Consider the following 26,056-nt stretch of genomic DNA (forward strand, 5'->3'; position numbering starts at 1 on the left):
ATCCTCGGTCCCCGGACTCCCACCCCGCGAACGACCACCCCGCCTACGAACGCAGAGAACGCCCCACGCAGCGAGATGGAGCAACCACGTCGAGCCCGGCCAGCTTTCTGCAGATGTTCCACAACGCGGAAGAACACCACTACGAACAAAGATGACCCGCAGACCAACGTTCCTTCCACGTGGACGGGTCGCCCCGATACGCCTCGTGACGAGGCTGCAGACACAACTGCGATGCATGAACGCCAGCTACGGGCGTCACCGTGCGCGTCGAATTACGCGTGATCGGGCGGGTTTGACAGCCCGTCCAGTCGGGCATGCCGATGGTTAGTTGGCGAGGGCAGTGAAGACGGCGGAGGCATGCACATGGATCTCGACGACGACACGATGGTGGTCTGGACAGAGACGCCGCAGCGGCGAGCATGGTGGGCTTCGGTTCTCGGCCTCGACCCGGTGAACGACACGCCCGCGACGTCAGCGGAAACGATCGAACCGGTCGCACGTCCGCGCGGGCGGAACGCATCCCGTCTCGGCGGGCTCGACGCTGCCTGACCCGAGGCCTCTCCGAATTCGACACAGAGTAGCCGCTGCGGACTGTTTCGTTGCCTGCGGTGTGTCAAAACATGTTCAGCTGTAGTCGAACTGCGGCAACTGCGAATCGGTAGCTCGCCCAGGACGACCTCTCGGTCACACGATCCCGGTGGCCGAGGTGTTGACACCTGCCCGATCGTCGATCACCCGGACTCGGGCGTCGAGCACGACAAGGTCGCATCGTCCGGACGGCAGCCGTACCTATACCCCGCGTGCGCACGTGTGCATGCGTACCGAGTATCCACACCAAGCAGGTTCGATTCGTTGGTCGAGGATCCGCGGTGGCATGTTTGAGGCAGCACGAAACAGGCGGCTGCGAGCCTCGTTTTCGGCTCGAAACCGTTGTTGCACACAGGGTTTGCCCAACAAAGGGGCGGGTAGTCGGACGGAGTTGTTTGTTTGAACCCCGACCTGGAGGAAGAGTTTACATGTTTCGTCACACCGTCTACCTGCAATTCGACGCCAAGCCGGAAAAGCCGGATCCGGTTTACGCCCACAAACTCCAAGAACTCATCGGCGGCGCCTATGGCGAGATGACCGTGACCATGCAGTACCTGTTCCAAGGCTGGAACTGCCGTATGGAAGGCAAGTACAAGGACCTGATCATGGACATCGCCACCGAGGAGATGGGCCATGTCGAGATGCTCGCCACGATGGTCGCCCGCCTGCTCGAAGGTGCACCGGCAACCGAATCGACGAAGAACGCCGCTGCAGACCCGGTCGTCGCGGCAGTGATGGGCGGTATGGATCCCCAGCAGGCGATCGTTGCAGGCGGAGGTGCGCTTCCGGCGGACTCCAATGGATACCCCTGGAACGGTCGATACATCGTCGCCAGCGGCAATCTCCTTGCCGATTTCCGGGCCAACGTCGCTGCCGAAGCCCAGGGCCGCCTGCAGACGGCGCGGCTGTACAACATGACCGACGACCCGGGCGTGAAAGCAATGCTGAAATTCAACCTCGCCCGCGATACCCACCATCAGAACCTGTGGCTCGCTGCGATCGAAGAGCTGCAGGCCGATGATCTCGAGGGGGCCATCGCGCCGGACGCACTGTTCGACGAGGAAGCCTCAGAACACGCCACCGACCTCTGGCACCTCTCGGACGGTGAATTCTCTGCCACCGGCGGCTGGGCGAACCGCCTCGCGCCCGACGGCAAACGGCAGATGGGATTCCTCGCCGATCCACAACCGTTGGGCGGCAAAGCCTCGGCTCCCGCACCGGATCCTAAGCTCTACGCCACCTACGACGGATCCAAAGGCGATCCCGCCTCGGCCGCATTCGGCACCGAGAAAGGCGTAGTCGGCAAAATCAAGGATGCCCTCGACCCCGACGCGACCTGACCTTTTTCACCAGTCACATCGGACGCGGCCCGGACACCTGCGCTACTGGTGGTTTCCGGGCCGCTCCGACGCCCCGTCCGTGCGATTTCCTGCTCTGTGAAGGATCCTTTCACCGTGAACGATGCCTCCCTGCTCAACGTGCTGGTGACCGGAGCCACCGGCAACCTCGGCACCGCCGTCATCAGCGCGTTGGAACACAATCCCCGGGTCGGCAAGATCATCGGATTGGCCCGCCGCACCCCCGACCGGCGACCACCAGGAAAAACTAGCTACGCCGCCGTCGATATCGCCGCAGAGGACCTACTACCGTTCGTCACCGGCGTAGATGTCGTGATCCACCTCGCGTGGCAGTTCCAACCCACCCGCGACCCCGCAGCGACGTGGGACGTCAACGTCCTCGGCGCACTTGCAGTGTTCGACGCCGCATCCCGGGCGCACGTTCCATCGCTGGTCTACGCATCGTCGGTCGGTGCCTACGCACCAGGACCGAAACATGCTGCGGTGAAGGAAGACTGGCCGACGCACGGCTGGCCGGGCGCGGCATACACGAGAGAGAAGTCGTATCTCGAGCGTGCCCTCGACACGGTCGAACTCGAGAACCCATCCATGCGCGTCGTGAGGTTGCGGCCGGGCTTCGTGTTCCAGCATGCCGCGGCGACCGAACAACGACGCCTGTTCGCGGGCCCGTTCCTACCTCCGCAGCTCGTCCGGCCCGCCCTGATCCCGTTCGTGCCGTCGATGCCAGGTCTGACTTTTCAGGCAGTGCACGCCGACGATGTCGGCGATGCATTCGCCCGGGCCGCGACCACGCATGTACGTGGTTCGTTCAACATCGCCGCCGATCCGCCGGTGACCGCACAGGTCCTCGCCGACATTCTCGGTGCCCGCATCATCCCGCTTCCGATTGCTCCGGTGCGCGCGCTGATCACCGTGCTGTGGAAGTTGCGGATCATCCCCACCAGCCCCGACCTGCTCGACGCAGTACTCCGACTACCCCTGATGGACACCACGCGCGCCCGATCCGAGCTGGGCTGGGCACCCCGCTACACCTCGGCGCAGGCGCTCACCGAATTGATCCGCGCAGTCCCTGGCCGCGCTGACGCACCGACCCCGCCGCTGTCAGCCTGACCCGCACGACTCACTCGATCGAAGGACATCACGAATGCGCGAACTGCTCGACGGATTACTCGGCCGCACCGACAACATCAGACTTACCCTCACCGACGGCCGGATCCTCACCGGAACCGTCCACACACCCGTCGGGCACACCTACCCCGGTGTCTTCACCTTCCTCGACACCCAAGAGAGCGAAGTCGTCCATATCGCGGTGTCACATGTTGTCACCGCCCGCCTGGGCTGATCACCGACCTGCTCGACCCCCCCGGACAATGGTTCGATCCAACTCAGGAGCACACGATGACGACACTCGAATCCGGCCGCCCCCGCGTCGATGCCGACCCCGGCGTGTACACGCCGCAGCAGGACACCTGGATGCTGTGCGACGCCGTAGCCGCGTCCGGTGCCGCCCACGGCGCGCGGGTGCTCGACATGTGCACCGGCAGCGGGGCTGTCGCGATCGCAGCAGCACGCGCAGGCGCGCGCGAGGTCGTCGCGTTCGACCTCTCGCCGCGGGCGGTCGAGTGCGCGAGCCGCAATGCCGCCGCAGCAGGCTTCGACGTCGATGTGCGCCTCGGATCGTTCATCGAGGCGCTGACAGTGCCGCCGTTCGATGTACTGCTGTGCAATCCGCCCTACGTCCCCTCGCCGGATACCCCGGCCGGGACCGGACTCGAGCGCGCCTGGAATGCAGGCACCGATGGCCGGTTCGTGTTGGATCCATTGTGCGAGAACGCACATCGGCTACTCAATCCTGGTGGGGTGTTGCTGGTGGTGCAGTCCGATTGCGCCGATCCTGCCCGCACCCTGACCCTGCTGTCGGAGAGCGGGTTCGCGGCCCGTGTGGTGGCTGCACAGCGGCATCGTTTCGGGCCGGTGATGGCGTCGCGGGCGCCCTACCTGGCCGCCGAAGGACATATCGCACCCGGCGCAGACACCGAGAAGTTCGTGGTCATCGAAGCGCACCTGACCTCGTCCAACGCGGGCACCCAGTGATCGCGCACGTGCTGGGTATGCCGTTCCGGGCAGTGTCCGCAATGCGTGCGGCGCGGGCGTTCCATCCGAACGGGGTCCACTACAGCGGCGCGCTGATCCGATCGGCACCCGAGGATGCTGGACTTCCACTGCGTTCGTGTGAGGTTTCGGTTCGGATGTCGAAGGGGATCGGCCTGCCGTCCGGTCTGCCGGATGTTGCGGGTCTGGCGTTGCGGCTGCCGACGACCGAGGCCGGCGCGTCACCGTCATGGGATGTACTGCTGGCAGGGTCGGCGACAGGGAGGTTCGGGCGGATGGTGCCCTGGCCGTCGTCGACCTGGAACGCAGCGCACTTCTCGTCGCTGATGCCGCTGAAATATCGAGGCCGGATGTGGTGGCTGCGGGCACGGATAACAGCTCCCGACCTCGATCACATGAGCACGGAGGAGGTACGCACTGCGGTGGCGACGGATCGGGTGAGCATTGCGATCGAACAAGCCTGCGGTTGGGGCGGCGGGTTCGTTCCGGCCGCGGTGGTGCACTCGCTCGTCCTCACCGCGCCCGGCCACGAAATCGATGCGTTCGATCCGGTACTGAACAGTCCCGCCGAGGTACGCCCGCAACCGGAATGTTTACGTGCGCTCCGCTTGTCGGCGTACCGGAACAGCCGAGCAGGACGAGCAGCAGCGGATCCGATCTGAAACGACAGGGCTGTACCCCAGTGGATGGCTCGTCAGGTGTGCTCGGTCCGCAGCGATGACATGCCGCGGAATCCGCAGTCCTGGTTGCGATCCCTCACCGTGTGCGCAATGTGCGGTTTGGCGTGTGCGCGCCACCACCACCGTGTCGGATGCCGCTTCGCAGGCCGATGCGACGCACACGCGAACCCCTGAACAGATGAAACCTGCAGTGGCACAATGATATCGGCGATCCGGTATGGGGACGTTTGATCTGTACTGCCGTGGGGTATCGGCGTTGCATGTCGCGCGCACACTCCGACCTGCGTACCGCCCGCACCGACTGCGCCGGACCCTCGGTGACCGGCGTTGCAGCTGTGAAGCTGCTCGCGTCGTTGACCGGACCGTTGATCGCAGGCGGTGTCATCGCTCGCCGACGCACGATCATGCCGATTCTCGAACGCCGACAAACCGACGCCGACGTCGTGGCGACGGTGGCTGAACTTCGCAGCGTTCACGGCGCCGGCCCACTGCAACTTCACCTCCCAGGGCGACGCGTGGCGCTACCGCTCGTTGCCGCGGACGTCGCCCGGATCCTGCATGAATCACCGGAGCATTTCGCTCCCGCGAACCGAGAGAAAATAGCAGCGTTGAGCCCGTTTCAGCCGCACGGACTGCTCGTTTCCCGCGGGGCGATGCGGACGCCGCGACGAACGTTCAACGAAGACGTCCTCGACACCGATCGCCCCCTACATCACCTCGCGGGCGCGATCACCACCACCATCGCCGCCGAAACACGAGCTCTGGCCGCAGATGCGGCACTTACAGGAACGCTCGACGCGGCATCGTTCATCGAGTCTTGGTGGGGGATGGTCCGCAGCATTGTTCTCGGCGCCGCAGCCCGTGACGACGAGGCGGTCACCGACGATCTGTGGACTTTGCGGTCGGTCGGTAACAGGTCGTATCTGCGGCCCAATCGGCGCCGACTACGGGAGCGATTCCTCGACCAGCTCTACCGTTACGTCGACGCCGCCGACCCGTTGAGTGTGGCCGGGGCGGTCGCGGCCACTCGACCCGCGCCCACGGTCGATCCTGTCGGTCAAATTCCGCACTGGTTGTTCGCCTTCGATGCTGCGGCCATCGTCACCCTGCGCGCGCTCGCCCTTCTCGCGGCTCACCCCGAGGCGATGAAGCGAGCCCGCCGGGAAGTCGGCGGGGCGGACCTCTCCGAACCCCATGTGCTGCCCTATCTTCAGGCATGCGTCCTCGAATCGGTGCGGTTGTGGCCCACTACCCCCGCCATTCTGCGCGACTCCCTCACGAAAACCAGCTGGGGCAGTAACGGCGAACGATTCGATATCGGACCGGGTGCCGCGTTTTTGATCCTGGCGGGAGCTTTTCATCGAGACCCCACCACGGTGCCGTTCGCCGACACCTTCACCCCGCAGGCGTGGCTCGACGGCCGTGCGCAGCTGCTGCCTGGTGTGGTGCCCTTCAGCGCCGGCCCAGCCCGATGCCCCGGCGAGAACCTCGTCTTGTTCATCGCATCGATGACTCTGGCGAACGTACTCAGCGAATTGGGCACCATCGACCACACGTCGGCGCCGTCGTTCTCTGCCAAGCACCCACTGCCTGCCACGATCAACCATTACTCGATCAATTTGGCCGTGCATCGATGACCGCCGCGCACCGTAGCGACGAGGACGCCGAATACTCGAACGGACACGATCCGACGAATGCGGCCCCTGCCGCAGGGACGGCATCGGATCGGGTGGATCGCATCGTGACCGTCGTTCCCGCGCACAACGAGTCGGCACTGCTCCCGGTGTGTCTGGGCGCACTCGTACGGGCACGAGCGCAGGCACCGGTGCCGGTCGACATCGTCGTCGTCCTCGACGCCTGCACCGACGACAGCGCACATCACATCCCCACCGGGGTGTCCGTGGTGCATATCGACCGCGGCAACGTCGGTGCAGCCCGCGCGGCGGGTTTCGATTATGGGGGACGCGGCCGGGGAACGGCGACGTGGTTCGCCTGCACCGACGCCGACTCCCGCGTCCCTCACACCTCGTTCACCGAACTTGTAGCCGCACACAGCGGGCGGCAGGCGTTGGCAGGAACCGTGGACGTACCGACGTGGCGCGAACACAGCACCGCGCTCGCGAACCGGTACACCGACCGCTACCGCACCCCGCCCGGTGAGAACCACGGACACATCCACGGCGCGAACATGGCCGTACGAGCGGACATGTATTGGGACGTCGGTGGTTTCCGTGCTCTGGCGACAGGTGAGGACGTCGATCTGATGACTCGTGTCGTTGCCGCAGGCGGCGTCGTCGGGTGGCTCGACACCTGGACCGTCGCCACCTCGGATCGCCGCATGGGCCGCGCTCCCGCCGGATTCGCCGCTCACCTCGCCGACCTCGAAGCAGACGAGCATCTGGCACGCGGCACCCGCGGGACTCTCCGTCGTTCGCGGTCCACCGCGTGACCGCCAGGCATCGGTAGTCGGTTGTGTATCGACTGCGCCGAGCATGCACCGCCCGGCGACGCAGTGGTTGTAGGGAAGCGGTGTGTTTCGGCGGTCGTGTCGGCGGAGATACCGGAATCCATGAACGAGCACGCCGAGAGCCCCGACGAGCGATACCGCAGACCCGACGGAGTCGACGACGACACTGTTGCTGCGGTGGGAAAAGTATCCGAAGCCCTCGAATGTGTCGAACGAGCCCGCGGGCACCTGTACGAACTGCATCAGCTGATCGGGCACGGTGACCTGTTGCTCGGCGACGCCGTCGAGGCGCTTCATCGTGCTGGGCACCCCGAACACGCGCAGCGATTGCAGCAGGAATTGCTCGGCCGCAACGTCATCGCCGGACGCTGGACGTTCCAGATCGTCGAGGACTTCGACGACAACTACTGGGCGATCTTCCGCGCCGAAGAAAAGCGCGTCCGAGATGCGCTGCAGGACGGGAAAGCTCACGTGTTCGAATCGGAAATGAAAGAGCGTCGACGCAGCCACGGGCGGCCGGGTCACGACGCGCGGCCGTGAACGCCGCGGGAGCTGCCCTGTACGGCGCCGGAACTGCCGCCCCGTTGGTGATCGGTGCCGCAATCGGTCTGCGGTGGTCGCTGCCGAGGAAGCTGTTGGCGGCGATGATGGCATTCGGCGCAGGAACGATGATCGCGGCGGTGTCCTCGGAACTGTTCGCACCTGCCTTCGCGGTAGCCGGAATCGCGGTCGCAGGCGCGGCGTTGTTCGCGGGCGCCGGTGTGTACGTGGGCGCCAACCACGTCATCGAGAACAAGTTGGGTCCCTCCGCGATCGGGTGGGCATTGATGCTCGGCACCGTGTTGGACGGTGTCCCGGAGAACACTGCACTCGGGGTGTCCTTGACCAGTGGCGGCGGCCTGGTGCTGCTGGTGGCCGTCGCCGTCGGCAACGTCCCCGAGGCCGTGGGAGGGGCTGCGTTGATGCGTGATCAGCACGGCTTCAGTCGCGCGCGAGCACTGGCATTGTGGGTGGTGACCGCCGTGATGCTGGTGGTCGTCACGGTTGTCGGGTTCGCGCTCTCCGACGTCATCCCCGAGACCGGGATCGCCGCTGTGCAGGCGTTCGCCGGCGGCGCTACGTTGGCGGTGTTGGCCGACTCGCTCATGCCCGAGGCCTATCGCGACGGCGGGTGGTGGGTCGGTATGGCCACCGCTGCAGGCTTTCTGGTCGCCTTCGCACTCGGATGAGTCCATGGGTGCGAGTCGATGGGTGCGAGTCGACGACCGGGGAGTCAGGGGCGGCGCCGCGGCGGCTGAACACCCGAACACTCGATCACCATTCGATTGCTCCCGATCGCAGCATTCTGCGGTCACGTGTGTTTCGGCCGCCACGATGGAACATCGCCCGTCGCGGCGGTCTCCGCGGCGATCTCGCGTAATTTGCGGTTGGTGTGCGACGAGGCCACCACGAGCATGTCGAATGCCGCGGCTTCGGAGACTGCGTAGCGCGACATGAGAATGCCGGTTGCGATGCCGATCTTACGATTGGATTTGACTGCTTCGGCCAGCTGCGTGCCGCGATCCTCCGCCCGGGCCGCCTTGAGCGCGACCGCGGCATGGTCGGCGTAGATCGCACAATCGTCCAGCACCCCTGGGGTGAAGAACTGTGGCCGGTGGGAGTAGAAACTCATCACACCGAGTTCGACGTCTGCCAATGCGAGATAGAAGCTGGCGGTCGAACGGATCGGGGTGTCGGCAGTGATCAGGCGCCGATACTGATCCCACCGCAGATTGTGCTCGACATCGTTGTTGACGGTGGTTGCTTTCGCCGTCAGCGTGGCCCTGGTCGACGATTGTCCGGTGCGATCTGCGATGCGGGCCGCCGTTGACACCACAGCCGGATCGGACGCGGCGATGACGTTCAGGGTCCCGTTGCGGCGCAGCGTGGTTACGGCGGCTCCGGAGCAGGAGATCGTTTTCACCGCCAGGTCGACGACGCGCTGAGCGGTTGGGGCGGATGCAGTTTCTTGCGCAAGGTCCCACGCCAACGACGCGAAGCGTTGACCAGTGTGATGCGAGTTGGAAGTGTTCACAGTCGTTGCCTCTCACAGCGAAAGTTCCAGAACATCGTGCTGCCCATTTTGCCAGGTGCAGAGCAGCACCGGCACCGAAGACGAGGGTCAATTCGCCGCAAGCACCAGCCCGACGTCCGGTTCAAGCGAGGACGATCATGCCGAGGGTTTCCGCCGACTCCACCGCGGTCGGCAGAGTGCGGGCTTTGCATCGCGATCGTGTCCGACGGCCTGAAGGGCAACAGATCGGGTCGCGGCTCACCTCAGGTGTACGGCTTGCGGGCGGTCTCGGGGTCACCGAAGGTGATGGCGCGTTCCCGGCGGGAATTGGTGGCCAGCGTCGCCGCCCTCACGGGCGTTCGATCATTGACAACGCCGCGGCAGCGATCGACCCCGTAGCCGCGCGCGCCCGTCGTTGTCGGTCCGCGCCGGAGCCGCGTGTACGCAACCGGTTCACCTGCGTCTCCACCCATGCGGAATCGGCAGATTCGGCGAGCGCATCCGCGACGTGGCTGCACAGACTGTCGATCACGGCACCGGCGGGAGCGGACCGGCCGGTGAGCGGATGAACCAGAGTCGATCGCAGTCCGGACATGCCTGCACGCCAATACGCCCACCGCAGAGCATGATCGGTGGTGTCGGGCGGTGCAACGTCGTCGTCGATGGCGCGCAGAGCGGTCATGACCAACGCTCTGACCAGGACCGCCAACAGCACTGTGTCGGCTGTGTCGGCGGGGACGTCGCTGGCGCGGACTTCGACGGTAGGAAACCTTGCCGAGGGGCGAACATCCCAGTAGACCATCCCGTCGTCGAGGATGGCGCCTACGTCTTTCATCTGCGCGAGCAACTGTGCGTGGTGCTCGGGTGACCGGACGAACGGCGGTGGCCCGGCGCTCGGCCACCGCGACCACAACACCGAACGCCAACTGGCGTAGCCGGTGTCGTGGCCGTCGTAGAACGCCGAGTTCGCCGTCAGCGCGAGCAGAACAGGTAACCATGGCCGGAGGTGATTGCCGACGTGTAGTGCCGTGGGCCGATCTGGGACACCGACGTGTACGTGGGCTCCGCAGATGCCCTGTTCGGCGGCGATGATGCCGTATTCGGCTGCGATGTGACGGTAGCGGACGGTGTCGGTGATCGGGCCGCTGGTGGGCAGTATCGGCGGTACACCGGCCGCGAGGACCGCTGCACCGCAGGCGCGGGCTGCGGACGCGGCCAACGACCGGGACCGGTCCAGCTGAGCGAGCAGCTCGTCGGCAGTGTGCAGCACCGGTGTCGAGGTCTCGATCTGACAGGGCGTCAGTTCGAGCTGCACGTCGAGACCGAGCGATGCAGCGCGGTCGGCTACCTCCCGGTTCCGCATCACCGGGACACCGGTGCTTGGGTCGAGAAGTAGGAGTTCTTCTTCCACGCCGAATGTCGGAACCTGCCGCGTAGTCATCCGATGTCCCTTTCCCGCGCGCTGTCGACCGCTTCGGCGTCGACCGACAGCGTTCGCTACGGCTACCGAGCGCTCGCGTCGGTTATGTTGGGTTTTCGTGGGTCAGTGCCCGGTAGCCGGTAGCTCCTGCACGGTCGATCGCGGCTTTGACGATGCCGAACACGGCGCCGTGAACAGCGGCCGCGATCAGCACCTCCTGCACCGACCGGGTGAGGTCTTTCGGGTCCGGCGCCTCGACGTCGTTGTCGCCAACGTGTTTCCATACCTGTTTGAACACCGCGCCTGCCGCGATCCCGCCGAGGACACTCGTCGCCAGTGACAGCGGTGTGTAGAACGCTTTCGACACTGCACTCATCGCACTACCTTTCTCGAACGTCGGCGGCGAAGAACAACGGTCACCACGACCGCGGCCACGATAGCGCCGATGATTCCGGCGGCGGCGCCGCGATGATCCTGAACCGCGTTCGATGCCCTCGATGCTTGGTAAGCGGCTTCGTTGCTGACCCTGGTGGGCACGTCTGCTTTCGCGGCGAGTGCAGACACTGTTTCGGCCAGTTCGGCGCGTTGGTCCTCCACGCTCGGCGGGGGCTCGTTGCTGTCAGCGGTGTGCCCGGCTGGTGTGTCGGTCATCGGATTCCTTCCTTGATGGCGGTGATGTCGTCACCGACGCTCGCTGCGGTGTCTTCGGGTATCGGCGGCAGTGCGTTCTTCGCCCGCGATGCCCCGACGGCGGCCAGTACCGCACCGATGAGCAGGACGGCGGCGGCGACGATCAGCGCCGCGAGCCACGCTGCCACGACGGTCGCCAGACCCAGTACCGCGGCGGTCAGGAGAGCAGCGAGGCCGAAGAACAGCAGTAGGGCACCCGCGCCGGAGATTCCGATGCCGATACCGATGCGGGACCCTTTGTTTTTGACTTCGGTAAGCCCTGCATTGATTTCGGTGCGCACCAGCGTCGAGACCTGTGTGGTCAGCCGTTCGACGAGCTGCACCGTCGACAGATCGGCGACGTCGGGCTGCCGGGCGGGGTCGGTCCCGGCGTGGCCGGGGCGGTGCTCTGCGGTCATGAGGTTCTCCTTCGGGGTGTGCTCGGCCGGGGTGTGCGATGGCCGAACTGGTCGGTCAGTGTTCGCCGGGTCGGTCTCTGGTGGGTTGTGGTTCTCTCGTAGGCGCCGGCCTTGCTCGATCGCTTCGGCATCTGCCGCCTCGTTCTTGTCCGACACGCGCGTGTCGCGCGGCGGCAGTTGCAGTCGCTCTTCGGCCACGAGGCCTGCCTGGAGCTGGCGGCCACGTTCGAGTTCGGAATCGAGTTCGGCTCCGAACAGCAACGCCAGGTTGGTGATCCACAACCACAGCAAGAAGACGATCGCTCCGGCGAGTGAGCCGTAGGTTTTGTTGTAGCTGGAGAAGTTCGCGACGTAGAACCCGAACCCGACCGTCGCGAGGATCCATACGATGATTCCCACCGCTGCGCCCGCGCTGATCCATTTGAACTTCGGTTGCTGCACGTTCGGGGTCGCGTAGTACAAGATGGCGACCGCCAAGACGATCAGCACCAGCACCAGCGGCCAGCGCGCGATGTTCCAGACGGTCAGTGCGGTGTCACCGAGTCCGACAACGTCCCCGACGGCCGAGGCCACGGGACCGCTGATGGCGAGCATCACCGCAGCAAGTGCGATCAACACCAGCGCGATCAACGTGACCAGCAGCATCACTGGGCGCAGTTTCCAGACTGGTCGGCCTTCCTCGACTTCGTACATGCGGTTCATCGCCCGCCCGAACGCGCCGACGTACCCGGATGCGGACCACAATGCGCCTGCGACACCGATGATCAAGGCGAAGCCCGCGGTCGGTGCCTGCACGAGTTGCTCGATCGGGCCGCGTAAGGTCTCGACGGCGGACGACGGTCCGAGGTCACCGACGATTTGCAGCACACCGTCGACCGTTGCTTGGCCCTGCCCGAACACCCCCAGCAGTGACACGATCGCCAATAATGCCGGGAACAGCGAGAGCACCGCATAGTAGGTCAGCGCGGCCGCGAGGTCGGTGCACTGGTCGCGAGAGAACTCGCGTGCAGTTTTCTTCACCACGAACACCCAGGACGGCTTCGTCAGATCCGTCGGCGACTCCGGCTTGCGCGGGTCGTCGGGATCGGCGTCGATCGGTGCAGGCGAATCAGGCTCGGTGCTCACCGTATCTCGATACCCACCCGCTCGAACTCGAATCAGACCGCCCTCGACGAGGACTGCACCGAAGCCGCTCGCCCTTTTGGCTCGGCTACGAACCGCCGTGCCACTGTCCGCGTTATAAACTGGTTCCCATTGTTCGGTAGGTCAAATGTGAAGGTGGTCGGGTTCGAGATGACAGCTGACTCTGTGGCGGTCCCGTTCGAGGTCGGCGTGACCCGACAGGGCGGGCTGGTTGTTCTGACTGTGCAGGGGGACGTCGACCTCGTGACAGCGCCGCAGTTGACCGAGTCGATCGACACAGTACTGACCGAGCTCGAGCCAACGGCACTGATCGTCGATCTCACGAACGTGCCGTTCCTGGCGTCGATGGGCATGAGCGTGCTGGCCGAAGCCAGTCGCCGAATCGGAGATGCCGCAGTATTCGCGGTCGTGGCGGACGGCCCGAGCACTGCCCGCCCGTTGACCATGATGGGCCTCGATCAACACTTCGTGATCTACACCGACCTCGACGCGGCCGTCTCGGCACTCGCAGCCTGAACACACCTGATCCGACAGGAAGTTTTTCGAGCGGCGGTAGGGGATTTTTCGGTGGAGACGGGTATGACACCATGATGTCGATGCCTCCTGCGCACGGGGCGGGACCAATCGAGTGGGTGATTTCGGACGCACCTGCCGACCCGTCACACGCCAGTGCGATACGCCGCGCACTCGCCGAATGGTTGAGCGCCACTGCCTTCACCGAACAGACCCGGCACGACATCACCCTTGCCGTGTACGAAGCTGTGGCGAACGCGGTCGAACACGCCTACCGCGATCGATCCGTCGCCGGCACGATGACCGTCCACGCCGCCTACTCCGCAACACAGGGCGCACTGCAGGTGTCGGTCAGCGACCACGGCACCTGGCAACAACCCACACCGACACCATTGCGCGGCAACGGAATCCCATTGATGACCGCGCTGAGTAACGACACCTCGATCGATCACACGCACCGCGGAACATCGGTGTTGATGAACTCGTCAGTCTGAACTTTCATCGCAGCGGGCAGTGTCCGCAGAGGCTACGGCGCGAGCTCTGTCGAGTGAGCTAGAAATCCGGGGACTGCGGGGTACATGCTGCTCGAAGCAACCCCACCACGGCGGAGCCAACAATACGAACGACGTAAGCCGACGTACTCTCGCCACAGCTGGAGGGAGTGTTTTCGATCCGAACGGCGCACACCGGATGGGTTCGTCAGTTGCTCCCCGGGTCTTCGTAGAACGCACCGTCGCCGTGGACGATGTCGTAGGACAACGACGAGATCGAACGGGCGTCGGCGTAGGCGCGGGCTCGCAAGCGCGCCGATGCATCGGAGGTGGATACGTGCAGGCGTGCTGCCAACACTCCAACTGCGATGCTGATATCGGATCGCGCGAACCGGTAAGGGCCGGCAGGTGCCCGGTGCATGGAATGGTCGAACGTTTGCGGATACGAGGACAATTCGGTGATGACCGCTTCGCCGAGGGCCGCGGCCGCGGTCTGCGCGGCTGCGAGCTGCAATGCCGTCAAGGTGGACGGTCGTTGCCGGTAGAGCTCGAGCACTCCGAGTCGGGCTCCGCCGCTGAAGAGAGGGAATGCGAAGACCCCATGGACACCCAACTCCTGGACTACTTCCGATGCGAACGAGGGCCAACCTGTGGTGTCGGGTCGGCTGCCGATGTCGGCATGCAGCTGCGCCGCTCCGGTGACGAAAGCGTCGAGGCACGGTCCCTCGCCGGTAGTGAACTGGAGTTCGTCTATGCGGGCTGCATGTGAGTTCGTGGCGTACAACAAATCTCGCGCATCCGCGTCGTCGGTCAGAATGGCGACAGCAGCCCCGTCGACACCTGCATCACTCACACACCCCGCGCTGACCTGCGCGACTGTTGGCAAGTGTTGGTGACCGGACAGCGCATCGGAGGGTTGTGTGCCGCCGATATCGAACCGCCAGGCGTCTGCGCCGTAATTCTCGTCTTCCGCGACCACAATCCCTCTCCTGCCTTGACTTCGATACGAATCTCTACCCGCAACTGGCATCTGTGTAAACGCAGACGTCATACTGAATTCGGTGTCGAAAGCGGCAGGAGGCAAGCTGCCCTCGACCTGAGTCGTTTCGTCACCCGTGACGAACTCCCTAGTTGCAGGTCCGATCCGGTAGCCGTCGCGGCAAAAGCTCTCCCGCAACTGTGGACCGGTGACTGGAACAGTCATCAACCAGGGCGGCAGGATTTGAGGTGTGTGCGTTCAGTGGCCGGCTGTGGCCTCGCTTGTCGAACCCAGATGGGCCGGTGCAGCGATATCAGCCATCAGACCCGCAGTTATAGACAACGATCTTCATTACCGATAAGCTAGATTATGTCATGTTAACTACTGCATATTGTTGCAGCGCACAGCGTTCCGACTCGAATCGTTTTTCGAAACCGTGGAGCCAACGGCGCTCCTTGGCTCAATACCGGTTTCCTGAGCTTCTGATCCGAACGTGGACTGAGCAGGCCTCTACCCTGGATGGCATGGATACGTTCGCAAACAATCCAGCCGTTACCTATGCGCGGTACATCGCCGCATGCAACGAACGCCGCTTCAACGACCTCTCCGAGTTCATCGCCACCGACGTCGAAGGTGTTCGCAGCGGCTTCGGCGGCTACCGCGACGGACTTCGAGATATTACCGTTGCGTTCCCTGATTTCAACTGGCAGATCGAAGAGTTGATCGTCGAGGGTCTGTCGATGGCGGCTCGGCTGACGGACACCGGTACCCACCACGGTGGGTTCGGCGGGATCGCCCCGACCGGTCGGCACGTGCGGATCCAAGAGCTCGCGGTGTACAGGATTGATAATGACGGCAAGATCGCCCGGTGCTGGGGAGATTTGGAAGCTGCGTTACGCAGTGAGCTTCTTACCGGCGAAGTCTAGAGGGCCATCGGGCACGATAATCAGGGTCGGCCCCTCGGTCGTTGCTCACGGGTATGGACCCCATGGCGACAGTTCCGCCAACCAAGGCTGGCCAGAGGCGCCCTGCTATGGCACCGTCGAGGTACGAAGCGGATGGAGGCGACCGTTGTTCCAGTACCCCGAGTTGCTGCACACTGTCATCGACACGACCGATCCTCGCGCACTTGCCGAGTTCTACCGGCAACTCCTGGGATTGAGATACCGAGCAGGCGACGAGCCGTCCGAAACCCCCGGATCCCAGCCGGGGTGGTTGGTGCTCGAGGATGCGACCGGCGTCCGAAAATTGGCGTTCCAGCGCGTCGACTTGTTGCCGAGAACCACGTGGCCGGCGCACGACATCCCGATGCAGATGCACCTCGACTTCACCGTGCCCAATGTCGAGGAACTGCAAAGACAGCGACAACGGGCCGAGTTACTCGGTGCGCAGGTGATGTTCGATCGTACCGATGACGCCGTGGAGCCGCTCTACGTCTTCGCCGATCCATCAGGTCACCCGTTCTGCATCTTCGTCGCGTGACTGTCGGTTGTCGACAACCTTTCGGGGCACAGGAGATGCGCTCGGCCGATCGATCATCGCCAGTCCCAGATTTTCTCCAAACCAAGGGTTGTGCAAATCATTCGACGTTGCACGAAGCTCAAAGGCGTTCGGTGCGCCAGCGGTTTGCATTCATCAAAACAGGGAGGCCGATGTTCACGCAGTTCGAAGCCTGGGATACGGCCATTGGCGACATCAGAATGCATGGTCGGTCGGCCGGATCGGGTCCTGCAGTGGTCCTGCTTCACGGCCATCCACGGACACACACGACTTGGTACCGGGTCGCGCCGTTGGTTGTCGACGCCGGGTTCACAGTAATTTGCCCCGACCTACGCGGTTATGGACACTCCTCGAAACCGACTCCGAGCGCCGACCACGAAAACTATTCGGACCGTGCGATGGCCAACGACATCGCAGGGTTGATGAACGACCTTGGACACGAACAGTTCGCCATCGCCGGCCATGATCGCGGAAGCTACGTCGCCTATCGGGCCGCCTTGGATTACCCCGACCGAGTCAGCGCACTGGCAGTGCTGGACAGCGTCCCTATCGTCGAGGCATTGGAGCGCGTCGACGCTCACTTCGCCGAAACCTGGTGGCATTGGTTCTTCTACGCCACACCAGCAGCGCAACGGCTCATCGTCGCTGACTCGATCGGGTGGTACCAGCCCGACCCGCACACGATGGGACAACAGAATTACGACGATCTCGTCGACGCCTTGGGCGACCCGGACACTGTACGCAGCATGCTCGAGGACTACGCCGCGGGCTTGCACGTCGACCGGCTCGCCGACGAGCACGACCGCAGCACAGGCAGGGCGGTTTCTAGTGGTGGATGCGCCGACCAGCTCTGCGATTTTTTCTAACGGCGGTCTGTAGCCTAGCGTTGCTCTGGGGCGTTCGTTCAGCTCCAGGGCAACGCGCTGCAGATCTTCGGCGGAGTGGACCGACAGATCGGTGCCTTTCGGAAAATATTGGCGCAGTAGCCCGTTGGTGTTCTCGTTCGTTCCCCGTTGCCACGGCGAGTGAGGATCAGCGAAGTAGATCGCCACTCCTGTGGCCACACTGATCTCCGAGTGGGCTCGCATCTCGAAACCCTGATCCCACGTCACCGACCGTTTCAGCAGGTCAGGCAACGATTGCAACGCCTCGATCATCGCATCGCGGACCTGCACCGCGCCGTGGCCGTCGGGCAAATGCAACAGCAGTGTCGTCCGGGTGGTGCGTTCGACGAGCGTTCCGATCGCGGACTTGTTGTTCTTGCCCATGATCAGATCACCCTCCCAATGCCCTGGAACAGTACGCCCCAGAACTTCCTCGGGCCGCTCGGCGATACCGACCTTGTCAGGAATATGCCGAGCATTCTTCGACTTGGCGACTCGTCCGTGCGGTTTGCGAAATGCTCGACCGGTGCGCAGGGCTGCGCCTATCTCCTTCCTCAGTCCACCACGCGGAAGTACGTAAATCGCCTGGTAGATCGTTTCGTGCGACACCTGCATCTCCGGTCGGTCGGGGAAATCCTGCTTCAGTGTCTGCGAAATCTGCTGCGGCGACCACTTCTTGTTCAGTCCCCTGATCACCTCGCCTCGAAGCTCGCCGTCGGTGGCCAACTTCGACATTTTCGGGCGGCGCATCGCAGCATCGGCGCGGCGCTGCGCAGAGACAGCACGGTAGCTGCCGTCCGCGTTGCGGTTGCGTGTGACCTCGCGGGCAACGACAGAATGATGACGTCCGATTTCGACGCTGATCTGTCTGCGGGACAAGCTATTTCGTAGACCGTGTTCGATCTCGACCCGATCCTCCAACACCAGAGCAGGCCCGCTCGATTCACGCACCCGACCACGGACGATCCCGGCACGCTCGTCCAACCACCGATAACCAGACCTGCGGCCCACGCCATGTGCAGCGCTCGCCCTCGATACCGACACCCCAGAGTCGACCATGGCATAGAAGCTATCGCGTACTTCCTCTGACTTGCGTGGTCGTCCACCCACGACACGCCACCTACTCCCTGATCAGGAGCGGTGGCGCATCCACCGGTTGAGCCCGCCCAGACTCATCGAATGCCCCACCCTGGTTGGATGGTCCGCGCACGATGACATGGCAACTCTCTACGGCAACCCGACACACATCTGGGAACCCTGGTGTGCCCGTCCACCTCAATCGGTCGTCATCGACTCGGGACACCACATGGCCGAAGAGAACCCCACCGCCGTCGCAGCCGCCCTCATCGACTTTTTTCGGCCGCGACACCACTGACCACCGCGAGTGCGTCCTGTGGAGGAACTTTGCTCACGAAACCGAAGCGGTACGACCAGGTCAATACGCAGGTTTACCAGTAAACCTACCGTTTAACGGTTAATCATTCTTGGTCGCTATCTCAGCCCGCTCCGGTATTTTTGTGGCTTTGGTCGGGTCCTGCAGGGCAAACTGGCCTAGCATCAGCAGGCCGTCGTCGGGTCTGATTGGTTACCAGGATCCTCATTCATCGTTAGCGAGCTCGTCGAGCGAACCACAACAGCGAAGTACCACCCGCGAGAACAGCGGCAACCGTCCACGCAAGTCGCGGTGCTGAAGGATCGGCTGCATCCGGCGGTGGTGAATGGTCGGGCGTTGCTGCAAGAAGCAGCAGAAGTGCGGTCCCCAACGCCGTGCCGAGCTGAGCCGCAGTGTTGACAAGACCAGAGGCGACAGTCCGTCGATCCTCCGGAACCGACAGGCCTATAGCAGTGCTCGCAACAGACGACAGTCCCAAACCGAACCCGACAACCGCCGTCGCCGACATCACGATCACCGACGTTTCCGAGGACGCCACGAGTACCCCGATACCAAGCGAGATGAGTGCTAAACCGAACGCGCCCGTCCCAGCGTTACCGACTCGATCGTCGAGTTTACCGGCAGCTATCGAACCGCCAATGACCATTGCGCTCAACGGAAGCAATAGCGCTGCAGCGCCTAATGGGCTGTGCCCCAACTGTTTTTGCACGTAAACTGTCAGCACCGTCGCCACTCCGCTGGTCGTTGCTGTGTTGACGAAAGCTGTCGCCGAACCCCACCGCGTGTTAGCCGATCGGGCCAGTACAGCGGGTACAAGAGGGTTCTTCGAACGGCGATCGACCACGATGAACAGGGCGACCCCACCAGCAGCGACTGCGAGGAGAATCATTCCGGTCAACCTGCGCGCAGGCGCGCCCATCAGTGTTGCCCCGACAACGGCAGACATCACTGTCAGCGTAGCGGTCAGGGCACCCATAACATTGAAGGGTCGACTACCTCGAGAGGTCGAATCTCTCGGTAAGAATGCCAGGACGGCGGCTGCCAATGGGAGTGACACTGCCAGGAGCGACCAGAAGATCAAACGCCAATCTCCGAGCTGGGTGAGCGCACCGCTGACTACGTACCCTGTGATTCCGGCTGCAGCGCCCGATGCGCTCCATGCAGCGATGAACGATGCGCGCTGGCGTTCGTTGGACGAGAGCTTAGTCAACAGCGTCAACGCAGATGGGACGGCGCACGCTGCCGCCGCCCCTTGCAGCCCGCGGGAAGAAGCGAGGGTAAGAGCGGAGTGCGACATGGCAGCAATGGCTGCTGCCGCGGCGAAGACGAACACGCTCGCAAGGATGCTGCGTCGGTGACCGAACCGCTCTCCGACGCGAGCGCCGAAGAGCAGTAGTCCGCCGAAAAACGTCGCGTAGGCCGTTGCTATCAGAGAGCTGTCAGCCTCTGTGCCGTCGAGGTCGGCCGTCATCTGGGGCAACGCAGTAACCACGATCGTGACGCACATGACGTCGATGAACTGCACAGAGCACAAGGCTACGAGCGCTCCACGATGCGATCTAGTGTTCTTGTCCCCCTGATACGACTCCGTCCGTCGGCTGCTCACGGGCGACCCCTCCCCTGTCGATCGATGGTAATCAATCTCCGAATCGAGACCCTACTTCAGTCGATGCAGCTTCAACTGCGCTGAGGTGGTTCTTCGGTTCTCCGAGCTGACGGCGCTCAGTGAAAGTGCCCAGTTCTGATCTCTGAAAGTGCTCACCCGTGTGGCTCCGCCAATGAGGGCGGGTCTCCTCCGATGCTGATGGTCTCTGACCACACACCAGCGTCCCGAAGGAGACCCGCGATCTCATGCTTACATGGGAAGAGGACATGGAGATATCCGCACTGCACAAACGCGGCATGTCGATCTCGGACATCGCCCGCCATACCGGCCGCAACCGCCGAACCGTCCGCAACTACATCAACGGAACCACCACCCCCGGAGTTCGGAAGAAATCGAGCCCGGACCCGTTCGAGGACTTCATCGACTACATCCGCTATCGCTTCACCGAAGACCCGCATCTGTGGGCGGTGGCCCTGTTCGACGAACTGGTAGCCCTGGGTTTCGCACTGTCCTATCCGACGATGACCCGCAAGATCCGGCAACAGAAACTACGCCCGATCTGCATGTCCTGCAGGACGGCGACCGATCGAGCCAACGCCATCATCGAACACCCGCCGGGTGAGGAAACACAATGGGACTACGTCGATCTGCCGAACCCGCCGACCGAATGGGGCTGGGGCAAAACCGCGCACCTGTGGGTCGGTTCCCTCGCGCATTCGGGTAAGTGGCGTGCAGTACTGACCCCGTCGATGGATCAACCGCATCTGGTCGACAACCTCGACCGCGTCGTTCGCGCGCTCGGCGGCATCACCCGGGTCTGGCGTTTCGACCGGATGGCCACAGTCTGCTACCCCGCGTCCGGTGCGGTGACCGCCAGCTTCGCCGGCGTCGCGAAATACTACGGGGTCTCGGTCGCGATCTGCCCACCCCGACGAGGAAACCGCAAAGGGGTAGTCGAGAAGGCGAATCACACTGCCGCGCAGCGCTGGTGGCGATCGCTACCGGACATGAGCGTCGAGCAGGCCCAAGCGCATCTCGACAACTTCTGTGCCGCCGTCTCCGACAGTCGCACTCGCCACACCCCGAACGGGACCAGCACGGTCGCCGACCTCGCAGCGGCCGAGCCCTTGCAGGCACCGCCGGCGACGGCGTATCCGGTGATCCTCGGCGACACCCGCACCGCGTCACGGCAAGCACTGGTGTCCTACCGCGGGAACCAGTATTCGGTCCCGCCGGAATTGTTGTCCGCGCAGGTCACCGTCACCCGCCCCGTCGGCGGTGCTCATCTCGACATCGTCACCGCCTCCGGCATCACCGTCGCCCGGCATGCGGCCGCCGCCGATGGCCTGGGAATGATCGTCCGCGACAGCGGACACGTCGTCGCGCTCGAACGGGTCGCGATGGCGACCGCGAACACCGGTAAACCTCACCGCCGCAAAGAACGGATACCGCCGGGACCCGATGCGCTCAGGGCAGCAGAAGCATTGCGTGGCAGCCGCTTCCAAGACTCGATCAGCTCCGCTGCGCCCGCCGAACCGGGTTCTCCGGCAGCGTCGTCGGATGTCATCGACCTCTCGGCCTACGAGCGGGCCGCACGAGGAAGGAACACCCTCGCATGAGCGAAACACCGAAAGCCCGCGACGCTGCCGATCGGCTACCCACACCGAACACCGCAGAATCCGCGAGTCTCTACCAACGCCTGCGTGGGCATCTCGGGGTCCTCAAACTCGCCGATGCGGCCGAAGCGTTGCCGGCGGTCCTCGACCAAGCAGCGGCGGAGGAGCTGTCGATGACGGCGGCGTTGGAGCGGTTGTTGTCGATCGAGGTTGCTGCCACCGAAGCGCGGCGGTTGACCGGCAGGCTGCGGTTCGCGTGTCTACCGACACCTGCATCGCTCGAGGACTTCGATTTCGACAACGCCGCCGGCGTCGACAAGAAACTGATCGATGAGCTCGCGACCTGCAGATATCTGGAGACCGCGACGAACGTGCTGCTCATCGGACCACCCGTTATCAACGGGTGTTATTCCACTGTCCGTAACGTCCACGACGACGGTAGTTGGTCTTGCTCGGTCATCGTTGTTTCGGGGTTATCGGAGGGACCGCAACAACGAAGGGGATGATGTGTGTGGCATTCGGATTGGCGATTACGCCTGCTGGAGGGACCCGTACGTGGACTGTGGTCGACGCGTTCTACCGCACGGTAGTACCGATCGAGCAGTGGTTGGAAGCTCACCGGCACCTGTGGTCGCCGAACACCGTGCGTGGGTATGCAACATCGCTGGCGCAGTGGTGGTCGTTTCTGGAGCAGCGAGGCGACGAAGGCAACTGGCACAATGTGGGCGCCCCGGCAGTGACCGGATTTCTGTCCTGGTTGCGCAACGACCGCAAAGTCGAGCACAGCCTCGTCCCACCCGACTCAGCGCCGCAGGCGTCGACGTTGGAGGCCCGCCTTGCGGCGGTGGTGTCCTTCTATCGTTGGCAAGAAGCAGTATTCGGAGTTCCAGTTGCGGGAAAGTTGATGCGCGGAACGTCGCGGCGGATACCGACACGGGGTCTGCTTTCTCATCTCGATTTTCGCGCTGCACCGCAACCATCGTCACTGGTGCGGGTGCGCGGTCATCGCGGCACTCGCCGTCCACCGATACTGTTGCCAACCAGATTCAGGCCATCTTGGATGGATGCGCGGTGTTCGATGCCGTCACCGCAGAGTGGGAAGGGAACCTGCGAGACCGGTTTCTCTTCGCATTGCTCGCAGACACCGGTATGCGGCTCGGTGAGGCTTTGGGGTTGCGGATCGGCGACTTCGTGATGGGTCGCGGCGGGACACCGTTCGTCGAGATCGTCCCGAGAGAGGACAACACGAATGGGGCTCGAGTGAAAATGATGCGTCCGAGACGGGTTTACGTCGGCTCCGACCTCGAACGTCTTTTCGCTGACTACCTCACTTACATCGTTTGCAGGGCTGCTGAATTCGGTCTGACGTTGACCGAGGACAGTCCTCTTCTGGTGAATGTGATGCGCCCACCTCTGCTGGCTGCGCTGCGCGAAACGACGGTACGAGAGAAAGTGTCGGCGCTACGCAGACACGGCGCTGGCCCACCCGAGTGGACTCCACACTGGTTTCGGCATACGCACGCCACCGCGTTGCTTCTGGCCGGGACACCCGACTGGGTTGTATCGCGCCGACTCGGCCACGCCCACGTGCAGACCACCCTCGACCTCTACGGGTGGGTCCGAGAAGACGAGGCCTTGCGCGCTGCAGCGAACTGGGCCGCCTATGCCGGTGCGATGCAGGTAAGACGATGACCCCTCAGCGGCAGGACCCGCCCGTTGGCGTCGGCATCGGTATCGACCCGATCTGGCGACTACATGACGCACTGCCGCCGCAATGGCACGGACCGGTCCTGGGCCCCGGCATCGAGAACTGGGCAGCGATCACCGAGAATGACTGGCCTCAGCTCGATTTGAGTTCGATTCCGGATCCCTTTGCCGCGGAGTTGGCGTGGACGGCACATTGGCAGAGCGAAGACGGCACCCGTGTAGCGGTGCTTGCGATTGCGCAGTTGGCGAACGTGCTGCGCCGCGCAACAGCAGAGGGGCATCGGGTTCCGTCATCGATTCGCGAGATGGACTACGACGCTGCCGTCGCACTGCAGAGCTGGTTCTATCTCAGTAGAGGCAAGTCGGTGCCCTCTCACAAGGGACGTGCGCGGCTGCGGGTGCTGTTCGGTTTCGCCCGCCAGGCCTTGATCTCGGCGTGCCACGACGGTCCTTGGTGGCAGCTCGACGAGTGGCATCCGCGCTGCAATCCGCGGATCCCACTGACCGCGAGGGAGCCATGCGGGAACTACGGGTGTTCGCCCGGGCAGATCACCCAGCCGTGGCTGCGGTCTGCAGTGAAATGGTATCTGGGCACCATGCTCGAGTCCGGCACATTGCGGTGGACCACGGTCAGCCAGGAACGAATCCTGAGCTTACGTCGGTTCGACACCTGGCTCAGTACAACACTATCCGACCCGACCGACGTCCTCGGTGACCCGGCCACCGCCGTAGAGCAGGCCGCGGCCTTTTCCCGCTGGACCGCGGATCGCCGCAATCGCGCCACCCGCCAATCCGATACCCGACACCTCGGCACACCCGTGGCGATCCGCGCCGTGAACGACGACCTGCGTGCCGTCGCCGGTCTCTTCGAGTTCATCGCGGCCAACCCCGCCGAGTCGCGCACCGTTCTGGGCCCCGGCCCCTGGCAGCACGTGACCACCACCCACGCGGACAGCTGGTTCGGCCGAGTAACCCGAATTCCACACCACCACGGGTTCAGCGACACCCACTACATCGACGACCATGCGCTCAGCCAGATCACCGCAGCTCTGCCGTTGATCGGGTTGCCCCGCGATCAACAGCTCACCCTCACACGCGGCGACGGTACCGACATCACTGTCGACGGGCTCGAGGATCCGCAGGCCATGCGCATGATCCTGCTACAAATCCTCACCGGCCGACGTTCGAGCGAGATCCGAACGTGCGATTACGACTGCCTTTCCGCCACGGCCGATCAAAGCGCCGACGCCGACGGAACATTGTCGAGGTTCCGCTACGCTCAGAGCAAGATCGACGTTGCACCGGACACCATCCTCGTCGACCGTGAAGTAGCAGAAATCATCGCCGAACAGAAACATTGGCTGCACACTCACTATCCGAACGTCGATCACCGCTTCCTGTTCGTCCAACGCAGCGGCAACCGTCGCGGCGACAAAACCTATCCATCCGGCACATACAACTGGGTTTTGCGCACCCTCAGTTCGGTGATCCAGATCAAAGATTCCCGCGGACACCGGGTGCAACTGAGTCACACTCACCGGTTTCGTCACACCCGACTTACCCGCCTGGCCGAACTCGGTTTACCGGTTCACGTGCTCCAACGCTATGCCGGCCATGCCACCCCGACGATGACCATGCACTACATCGCGGCCCGCGACGAACACGCCGAACAAGCATTTCTCGCGACCACGAAACTCCGCGCCGACGGCACGCGCATCGCATTGTCCAGCGACGACCACGACAGCCTGCATCTGTTCCGCAGTGCCGACCGAATCCTCCCGAACGGCTGGTGCATGCTTCCTCCACTGCAGACATGCGGAAAAGGCAACGCATGCCTGACATGCTCGGTCTTCGTCACAGACATCACTCACAGCAGCGTCCTCAAACGTCAGCTTCACGAGACCACGGAGATCATCGACAGAGCCACAACAGAATTCGAACAGAAACACGGCCAACCTATGCCCTCGGACAACGTCTGGCTCAACCTCCGCCGCGCCGAACACACCGCCCTTACAGACCTCATAGATACCCTCGAACGCACACCCGAGAATCCACTCGACGACATCGCCCCGCCGTGCAACCGCTCCACTGCCGGGCCGATCGCACTAACTCTCGAGCCGATCAAAGACCGCAGAGGCACACCATGACCGACACCCGAGAACGCCGCATCGCCGTCCTCACTGCCGCCGCGAAGGCCAAATCTCAGCGCGCCGCACACGCTGCCGATCAGGCAATCAGATCCCTGGTCAAACGCGGTGAACCCATCACATTTCAGTCCGTGCAACGAGAGGCCGGCGTCTCGCACGCCTTCCTTTACAAGCACTCCGAGCTTCGCCGACGCATCGAATACCTACGCGGGTGGCGTGTTCCCGGTAAACGAGGCCAGGACGTTCTAGAGTCTTGTTGCCCGTGAACTGGGCGGATAGGACACTGAACAACATGGCTGGACGCAAGCGGA

The 26,056-nt window shown here is 63.7% G+C and carries 26 protein-coding genes and 3 pseudogenes; 21 read left to right on the forward strand and 8 right to left on the reverse strand.

Annotated features, from left to right (window positions below; translation table 11 throughout):
• Nucleotides 1–363 precede the first annotated feature (363 nt).
• From CH293_RS02970 to CH293_RS03015, 10 genes are all read left to right on the forward strand, one after another.
• On the forward strand, nucleotides 364–549 hold the full coding sequence (locus tag CH293_RS02970) for a hypothetical protein (RefSeq protein ID WP_094719305.1): 186 nt from the start codon (nucleotides 364–366) through the stop codon (nucleotides 547–549).
• Nucleotides 550–1,016: 467 nt separating this feature from the next.
• On the forward strand, nucleotides 1,017–1,928 hold the full coding sequence (locus CH293_RS02975; RefSeq protein WP_094719306.1) for a manganese catalase family protein: 912 nt from the start codon (nucleotides 1,017–1,019) through the stop codon (nucleotides 1,926–1,928).
• Nucleotides 1,929–2,042: 114 nt separating this feature from the next.
• Nucleotides 2,043–3,056 (forward strand): NAD-dependent epimerase/dehydratase family protein, encoded by a 1,014-nt coding sequence (locus tag CH293_RS02980; RefSeq protein ID WP_094719343.1) that lies wholly within the window; start codon nucleotides 2,043–2,045, stop codon nucleotides 3,054–3,056.
• Between the two features lie 34 nt (nucleotides 3,057–3,090).
• The gene (locus tag CH293_RS02985; protein WP_094719307.1) at nucleotides 3,091–3,288 is read left to right on the forward strand and encodes a hypothetical protein; all 198 of its coding nucleotides are present in this window, start codon (nucleotides 3,091–3,093) and stop codon (nucleotides 3,286–3,288) included.
• Nucleotides 3,289–3,344: 56 nt separating this feature from the next.
• Complete coding sequence (locus tag CH293_RS02990) at nucleotides 3,345–4,040, forward strand: HemK2/MTQ2 family protein methyltransferase (protein ID WP_094719308.1); 696 nt, start codon at nucleotides 3,345–3,347, stop codon at nucleotides 4,038–4,040.
• Nucleotides 4,037–4,720, forward strand: coding sequence for a hypothetical protein (locus CH293_RS02995; protein ID WP_094719309.1), 684 nt, complete (start codon nucleotides 4,037–4,039; stop codon nucleotides 4,718–4,720). Before CH293_RS02990 ends, CH293_RS02995 begins: the two co-directional genes overlap by 4 nt.
• Before the next feature lie 278 nt (nucleotides 4,721–4,998).
• Entirely contained in the window at nucleotides 4,999–6,375 is a 1,377-nt protein-coding gene (locus CH293_RS03000) for a cytochrome P450 (RefSeq protein ID WP_094719310.1), read from the forward strand.
• Nucleotides 6,372–7,187, forward strand: coding sequence for a glycosyltransferase family 2 protein (locus tag CH293_RS03005; protein WP_094719311.1), 816 nt, complete (start codon nucleotides 6,372–6,374; stop codon nucleotides 7,185–7,187). The genes CH293_RS03000 and CH293_RS03005 overlap by 4 nt, the downstream gene beginning before the upstream one ends.
• Nucleotides 7,188–7,307: 120 nt before the next feature.
• A complete protein-coding gene (locus CH293_RS03010) occupies nucleotides 7,308–7,745 on the forward strand; it encodes a hypothetical protein (protein WP_094719344.1) in 438 nt (145 codons plus the stop codon).
• On the forward strand, nucleotides 7,742–8,434 hold the full coding sequence (locus tag CH293_RS03015) for a ZIP family metal transporter (protein ID WP_094719312.1): 693 nt from the start codon (nucleotides 7,742–7,744) through the stop codon (nucleotides 8,432–8,434). The genes CH293_RS03010 and CH293_RS03015 overlap by 4 nt, the downstream gene beginning before the upstream one ends.
• 122 nt (nucleotides 8,435–8,556) lie before the next feature.
• On the opposite strand, the gene CH293_RS03020 is transcribed toward CH293_RS03015, so the two are convergent.
• The 5 genes from CH293_RS03020 to CH293_RS03040 all read right to left on the reverse strand — a co-directional run bounded on the left by CH293_RS03020 (nucleotide 8,557) and on the right by CH293_RS03040 (nucleotide 12,891).
• Entirely contained in the window at nucleotides 8,557–9,279 is a 723-nt protein-coding gene (locus CH293_RS03020) for a GAF and ANTAR domain-containing protein (RefSeq protein WP_094719313.1), read from the reverse strand.
• 328 nt (nucleotides 9,280–9,607) lie between these two features.
• Nucleotides 9,608–10,699, reverse strand: coding sequence for a glutamate--cysteine ligase (locus tag CH293_RS03025; RefSeq protein WP_094719314.1), 1,092 nt, complete (start codon nucleotides 10,697–10,699; stop codon nucleotides 9,608–9,610).
• An 82-nt stretch (nucleotides 10,700–10,781) separates the two neighbouring features.
• Nucleotides 10,782–11,054 carry a DUF4235 domain-containing protein gene (locus CH293_RS03030; RefSeq protein ID WP_094719315.1) on the reverse strand — a complete coding sequence of 91 codons (273 nt, stop codon included), beginning with the start codon at nucleotides 11,052–11,054 and terminating at the stop codon, nucleotides 10,782–10,784.
• Nucleotides 11,051–11,329 (reverse strand): DUF3618 domain-containing protein, encoded by a 279-nt coding sequence (locus CH293_RS03035; protein ID WP_094719316.1) that lies wholly within the window; start codon nucleotides 11,327–11,329, stop codon nucleotides 11,051–11,053. The genes CH293_RS03030 and CH293_RS03035 overlap by 4 nt, the downstream gene beginning before the upstream one ends.
• Nucleotides 11,326–12,891 (reverse strand): YihY/virulence factor BrkB family protein, encoded by a 1,566-nt coding sequence (locus tag CH293_RS03040; RefSeq protein ID WP_094719317.1) that lies wholly within the window; start codon nucleotides 12,889–12,891, stop codon nucleotides 11,326–11,328. Before CH293_RS03040 ends, CH293_RS03035 begins: the two co-directional genes overlap by 4 nt.
• 168 nt (nucleotides 12,892–13,059) lie before the next feature.
• Here CH293_RS03040 and CH293_RS03045 point away from each other — a divergent pair, with 168 nt between their 5' ends.
• Both CH293_RS03045 and CH293_RS03050 read left to right on the forward strand, forming a co-directional pair.
• A complete protein-coding gene (locus CH293_RS03045; RefSeq protein WP_176459884.1) occupies nucleotides 13,060–13,425 on the forward strand; it encodes an STAS domain-containing protein in 366 nt (121 codons plus the stop codon).
• A gap of 80 nt (nucleotides 13,426–13,505) precedes the next feature.
• Nucleotides 13,506–13,916 carry an ATP-binding protein gene (locus CH293_RS03050; protein ID WP_176459885.1) on the forward strand — a complete coding sequence of 137 codons (411 nt, stop codon included), beginning with the start codon at nucleotides 13,506–13,508 and terminating at the stop codon, nucleotides 13,914–13,916.
• Nucleotides 13,917–14,121: 205 nt separating this feature from the next.
• Here the strand turns inward: CH293_RS03050 and CH293_RS03055 are convergent, their stop codons facing one another.
• On the reverse strand, nucleotides 14,122–14,892 hold the full coding sequence (locus CH293_RS03055) for a GAF domain-containing protein (RefSeq protein WP_176459886.1): 771 nt from the start codon (nucleotides 14,890–14,892) through the stop codon (nucleotides 14,122–14,124).
• Between the two features lie 524 nt (nucleotides 14,893–15,416).
• On the opposite strand from CH293_RS03055, the gene CH293_RS03060 reads away from it, so the two are divergent.
• The 3 genes from CH293_RS03060 (at nucleotide 15,417) to CH293_RS28730 (ending at nucleotide 17,258) form a co-directional block, all read left to right on the forward strand.
• A complete protein-coding gene (locus tag CH293_RS03060; protein WP_094719320.1) occupies nucleotides 15,417–15,818 on the forward strand; it encodes an ester cyclase in 402 nt (133 codons plus the stop codon).
• 145 nt (nucleotides 15,819–15,963) lie between these two features.
• The gene (locus CH293_RS03065; RefSeq protein WP_094719321.1) at nucleotides 15,964–16,374 is read left to right on the forward strand and encodes a VOC family protein; all 411 of its coding nucleotides are present in this window, start codon (nucleotides 15,964–15,966) and stop codon (nucleotides 16,372–16,374) included.
• Nucleotides 16,375–16,592: 218 nt separating this feature from the next.
• Nucleotides 16,593–17,258 carry an alpha/beta fold hydrolase gene (locus CH293_RS28730; protein WP_303396207.1) on the forward strand — a complete coding sequence of 222 codons (666 nt, stop codon included), beginning with the start codon at nucleotides 16,593–16,595 and terminating at the stop codon, nucleotides 17,256–17,258.
• A 36-nt stretch (nucleotides 17,259–17,294) separates the two neighbouring features.
• On the opposite strand, the pseudogene CH293_RS28735 reads toward CH293_RS28730, so the two are convergent.
• Nucleotides 17,295–18,335, reverse strand: a pseudogene (locus CH293_RS28735) (IS30 family transposase); the annotation flags it as partial.
• A 548-nt stretch (nucleotides 18,336–18,883) separates the two neighbouring features.
• Nucleotides 18,884–20,194 (reverse strand): MFS transporter, encoded by a 1,311-nt coding sequence (locus CH293_RS03080; RefSeq protein ID WP_094719322.1) that lies wholly within the window; start codon nucleotides 20,192–20,194, stop codon nucleotides 18,884–18,886.
• A 326-nt stretch (nucleotides 20,195–20,520) separates the two neighbouring features.
• Here CH293_RS03080 and CH293_RS03085 point away from each other — a divergent pair, with 326 nt between their 5' ends.
• The 6 genes and pseudogenes from CH293_RS03085 to CH293_RS03105 all read left to right on the forward strand — a co-directional run bounded on the left by CH293_RS03085 (nucleotide 20,521) and on the right by CH293_RS03105 (nucleotide 26,011).
• Nucleotides 20,521–21,894 (forward strand): helix-turn-helix domain-containing protein, encoded by a 1,374-nt coding sequence (locus tag CH293_RS03085; protein WP_094719323.1) that lies wholly within the window; start codon nucleotides 20,521–20,523, stop codon nucleotides 21,892–21,894.
• Nucleotides 21,891–22,283, forward strand: a pseudogene (locus CH293_RS03090) (ATP-binding protein); the annotation flags it as partial. The gene CH293_RS03085 and the pseudogene CH293_RS03090, both read left to right, overlap by 4 nt.
• Nucleotides 22,284–22,396: 113 nt before the next feature.
• A pseudogene (locus CH293_RS28745) lies at nucleotides 22,397–22,696 on the forward strand (transposase); the annotation flags it as partial.
• Between the two features lie 266 nt (nucleotides 22,697–22,962).
• A complete protein-coding gene (locus tag CH293_RS28750; RefSeq protein WP_369597553.1) occupies nucleotides 22,963–23,583 on the forward strand; it encodes a tyrosine-type recombinase/integrase in 621 nt (206 codons plus the stop codon).
• Entirely contained in the window at nucleotides 23,580–25,745 is a 2,166-nt protein-coding gene (locus CH293_RS03100) for a tyrosine-type recombinase/integrase (RefSeq protein ID WP_094719324.1), read from the forward strand. The genes CH293_RS28750 and CH293_RS03100 overlap by 4 nt, the downstream gene beginning before the upstream one ends.
• The gene (locus CH293_RS03105; protein ID WP_255122679.1) at nucleotides 25,742–26,011 is read left to right on the forward strand and encodes a DUF6262 family protein; all 270 of its coding nucleotides are present in this window, start codon (nucleotides 25,742–25,744) and stop codon (nucleotides 26,009–26,011) included. Before CH293_RS03100 ends, CH293_RS03105 begins: the two co-directional genes overlap by 4 nt.
• Nucleotides 26,012–26,056: the final 45 nt, after the last annotated feature.

It is taken from the genome of Rhodococcus sp. 14-2470-1b (genome assembly GCF_002259415.1).
Lineage (GTDB): Bacteria > Actinomycetota > Actinomycetes > Mycobacteriales > Mycobacteriaceae > Rhodococcoides.